The 4,897-nt window shown below is 33.0% G+C and carries 2 protein-coding genes; both read right to left on the minus strand.

All coding sequences use genetic code 11. The features are described 5' to 3' along the window. Nucleotides 1-130: 130 nt before the first annotated feature. Nucleotides 131-850 carry a hypothetical protein gene (locus PVV68_RS09650; protein WP_273782978.1) on the minus strand — a complete coding sequence of 240 codons (720 nt, stop codon included), beginning with the start codon at nt 848-850 and terminating at the stop codon, nt 131-133. Between the two features lie 1,585 nt (nt 851-2,435). After that, a partial coding sequence (locus tag PVV68_RS09655) for a type ISP restriction/modification enzyme (RefSeq protein ID WP_273782979.1) occupies nt 2,436-4,897 on the minus strand: 2,462 nt, incomplete at its 5' end.

Here is a 4,897-nt window from a genome sequence, read left to right on the forward strand (position 1 = left end):
TTTCATTAGTAAGTTCATATTTTTTAGATACAGTTATACCAGCCATAGGTCACTCCCTAAGTTTATATTCGTTAAATTTTAAAATGAGATGTTTTAAAGAAAGGCGCCCCCGCACCGCCCGCGCTTTTATTTAAGCAGCATCATTTTCATATTCGCTGTTATCATCATCATAATAGCCTTCAAAATCAGCATAATATTCATGACGATAATAATCATCTTCACTCCCAAACTCAGGATATGCATCATCATCAATATCTTCATTCGCTTCTAAAAAGGCATTGCTATGTATATAAGAATTTCCAGAGATAAGAGCATCACAAACAATCGCATCATCAAAAACACGCGATTCATCACAAATGTAAGCAGAGCCACTTATTTTGGCATTGCCACCGACATGAGCATCATCACAAATGACAGCATTATCGGAAATATGAGCATGATCAGTGACACGGGCGTTATCATAAATTTGTGCATTGCCTTCAATTATAACGGCGTTGCTAGCATGTGCATTGCCAGAAAGCTTTGCATTGTCTTTTAATGTCATTCCTTCAAAAATAGCATTTCCATAAATTTGTGCATTGCCATAAACGTCTACAAAAAAGCTTTTTACTTTAGCATTTCCGAAGACGCGTGCATTTTGAAAGACACGGGCTTTATTATACACCCAGCAATTGCCCTCATGCGAGAGGTTATCTTCATTTTCAATATAGCCACCTAAATCGCCTTTTTTGACATCTCCAAAATCTCTTAAGGCTCTAATGCGAGTTAAGAAATGACCATCGATATATTCACAATCATCAATAAATTCGTATTTTGGAGATCTTTTTTCTGTATTAACAATAGAATTCATTTTTACACCTATTCGTAAATTAGTTTTCAATTGACACCCTATATAAGGGCGCCGGGTGTTGAAAACACGGCGAATAGTCCGTTGCTATGCTTTTCCCATAAGGGTATTGTATGGCATAGCTACACCCGACAAAATCATCATATATGCTAATCACAGCATAAAAGATAGTCAGTGTTTTAAAAGAAATGGAAAAGGTTTTTTCGCAACCTATTCGCTATTCGAAAGTGTTTTCATCACTTGATTATTTATATAGCAAAATACGTATTTATTGTCAATTATTATTTTATCTTTTTTGATATTTTTTTATTTTTTTTAAATGCATTATGTGTATATATTTATCATATGCTTATTAATTGCTTCTTTTGTATTATGTGCTTTTAAAGCTATATTATTGGCATTATAAAACGATTGCGTTATTTTCTGAATCTATACATTTATAATATTGAGAAACGCTCTCATTATGCGTATTTTTAACTTTATAACGTATCTGTTTTTTTACTAAATGGTTTTTAAAGATTTCTGTTAATTCCTTTTATAACACATTTTCAACTTAACAGCCTTTTATAGGGACTGTCTTTATAACCAATGCTTTCATTTGCGTTGTGATTATGAAAGCCTGCTTTTTTCACGCGTGCTTTATAGCTGTTATCTTCTTTATAGCCACCGCATCATTTTTCATTTTCATAAGAGAAATGATAATTGTGATTTATAGCTTGTTATGAAATCTCTAAAGAGAGACTTATAATTATAGAGATTAGCAAAATCCCTTTTAATAGACTTTTGTCAGTTGTTTTTAGACCCTATAGTATTTTTTTAAATGAGATAAAAAATTAAAAACATTATATTTCAATATGTTAAGTTTTATCGATTTTTCAAAATACAACTTATTAAAACGGCATAACAAATAAATACAACTGTAAATGTATATTTGTCAGTTTGTGTCTGTAAATTGAACTGACAAAAGTGATCATTTTAGTGAGTGATTAAAACGTGCTTTATGAAAGAAGCATGTGATCTCTTAAAGCCTTTCAAAAGAAAGGGGCTATCATCATAAGAAATGCTATCAAGGCTCTTATGGTTATGAGTTTTAGAGGTTTTGGGGGTTTTGGGGGTTCTTTTTACCCATTATCATTTTATTTTTTTAATCCAAAATAAAAGTTGTTATATTTCAATAAGTTAATGTTTCAAATAAACAACCTGTATTAAACACAACACATAAATACAATCTTTAATATATATTTAAGAGGGTTTTGTAGGGGTTTTGGGGTTTTTTAAAACAGACAAAACCTATAAGCAAAATGAAGATATAAAACTCTCTTTAAACAAGGCTTTTAAAAAGGATAAAGCTATCATTTGAGATTACGGTATAATCTCTTAAAGGCAATGTAAAAAAATCTAATTCACTTTAAGAGTGGATTTCTTATAAGTCTTAAAGCAATCCAAATGACAGTGTTTAAAAGTGCAAATGATTTCTTTTTAGAAGAACGCAATGATAAATTATTTCTTTTAAGATTGTATCTAATTAACTTACAAAAGAGGTATAGCTATATTCTATACCCCTTATGAGTTTTAAGGTCTTATAAGCTTATTCAGTTTCTTTAATTTCTAATTTTGGTAGGTTCTTAACAATCTTCATTGTCTCTAAACTTACGGTAATAACCCTTTGAAACAATTCTAATGGATAAGCAGGGTTTCCAACGGTTTCAACTGCATAGCGATTGGCATCATTCACAATGCCACTCTTTTTATCAGTCTTAACACATTGACGACCCATAACCCATTCAAGAGCGGGTCTACCATTAACGATATACTCATAAGCTTCAAGAGGAATGTCTGTTATGATGATATTGCTATTATAAATAACAGTCGATTTATCCTTTTCCTTACTATTCTTAATTTTTGCGAATTTCATTTCAGTCACATAATAAAACTTTTCGGGATTAGAGATATCAGTCTGTTTTGGATTACCCTTTTTAAAGGTTAGTGGATAAGGTTCTACATCTTCATAATTCACGTGCAAATGACCGAGTTCACGTCCTGCTTTTACAAATTTCCAAAAATCTTCAGCGCTTTTTACGCAAGGAATGCGAGGCAATTCTTTGCATAAATTATCAGCATAGCGACTGCGATAATCTTCTGAATGTAAAAGACCGTAAACATAATAGAATAGATCATCTTTAGTGATTATTTCATTAGGATAAGCTTCTTTAAAATGGGCTAGTCCTTCATCAGTTATGGCATCACGACGGTGTAAACCAGCTGCTTTGCTTTCTTCTGTAGCATTTGAAAATAAATGGGATTGTTTCTCACTTTTATTTTTTGAAACCGTAGTATCTTCGTAAATATAGCGTGGAAAGCATTGGCTACCACCATCCATCATATTCAGATTAGGTAAATCCTTAGCCATAAACACAGAAAATCCACTTATTCCTACACCTGTGACTTGTATTACCCTATTTTCAACCGCTTCTCCTAGAGGAAAGATACACGGCATTTGATAGACTCTCTCGTTGAAAGTACGGTTGTAATATAGCCATTGCCTTATAAAAGGACGGTAAAGACTTTGAGCTAAGCAATTACTTCCAAATTTGGAAAACTTTCCCCTTATTAATTCTTCTTTAAGACTACTACTCCAACTGATTTTACTTACATCTGTATTGACAAAGTCGTTCACAGCATTTGCACGCACCTTGCGGTCAGAATGTAGATATGCCGCATTAAAACGCTCTACTTCACTGTTATAGAAAGAAATCATATTTCTCATATTTTTTTCTAAAGCTTCACGGCTTGAATTATATGCCCAAACATCACGATTGGTTGCAATACCAAGAGAATATTTTTCAAAAAGCTTTTTAGCACTACCCTTCTTATAACCTAAAACTAGAAATTTTTCAAAATCGCTGTTGCGCTGTTTCAGCCAATCACCATACGCATCTGGTGTAATAATTTGCCAGCTAGATTTATTTTTGATCCCATCAATACTACCAAAGTATTCGAGAGCTGTAAGCTTATCTTTTGTCGTGAGATTATTACCAATGTCATGATAGTAAATTTTACAATTTTCAGAAGCATTGGAATTTTTGATAAACAATGTTACGGCAACACCAGTCATACTACCACTTCCGAAAACATTTTGTCCCTCTCGCGCACGCCCTTTACTCATCATATTTTTGCGAATATCGCCCCGTAAATTGAGAACATAAATGCTTGAAAACTCTTTACTCATTTCTTTTCGTAAACCATCTGTAGAATATCCATTGATAAAACTTGCATTTGTAACAAAACCAATAACTCCACAGTCTTTTATACGGTCGCTTGCCCAGCGGATAGCACGAATATAACTGTCATAAACTCTATTAACATTACTTGCTCTGGATTGAGCAGCATAAGTTTCACGAATACGGTTATCTAATAGTGGATAAGGAGTATTCTTTGCATTATCATTTTCACTTTTTTGTCCAAATGAATAAGGAGGATTTCCAAAGATAACCTTGATATCCAGATTTTTCTGATGTTCTAAATATTCACTGTTCTCTTTAAATAATTTTTGTAGCAGACTTTTTTCTTCAAGCATCCGAAACGTATCGGTTAAACCAATATGCTTGAATGGGATATAATTCCCTTTCATAAGACTATGATAGGTCGATTCAATGTTAATCGCTGCTATGTAATAAGCGAGTAAGACAATCTCATTAGCATGGATATCATGACGGAATTTATATTCCATATCCTCTGGTTTGATGAGATTGGATTGTAAAAGCCTTGTGATAAAGGTTCCTGTACCCGTAAAAGGGTCGAGAATAGAAACACCACGTGAACCTAGGCTTTTTCCAAATTCATTGCGTAAAACCTCATCAACAGAATGAATGATAAAATCAACAACCTCAACGGGGGTATAAACAATCCCAAGCCTATCGGTGGTTTTCTTAAAAGCCTTGGCAAAAAAACTTTCATAAAGCTTGATAATAAGATTCTGTTTTGCGTGAGTTTCGGTAATCCCTGCTGTACAGAACGTGACACTTTTGTAAAATTTATCAAGATCTTTGG

It is taken from the genome of Bartonella sp. ML69XJBT, from assembly GCF_028618515.1.
Taxonomy (GTDB): Bacteria; Pseudomonadota; Alphaproteobacteria; order Rhizobiales; family Rhizobiaceae; genus Bartonella.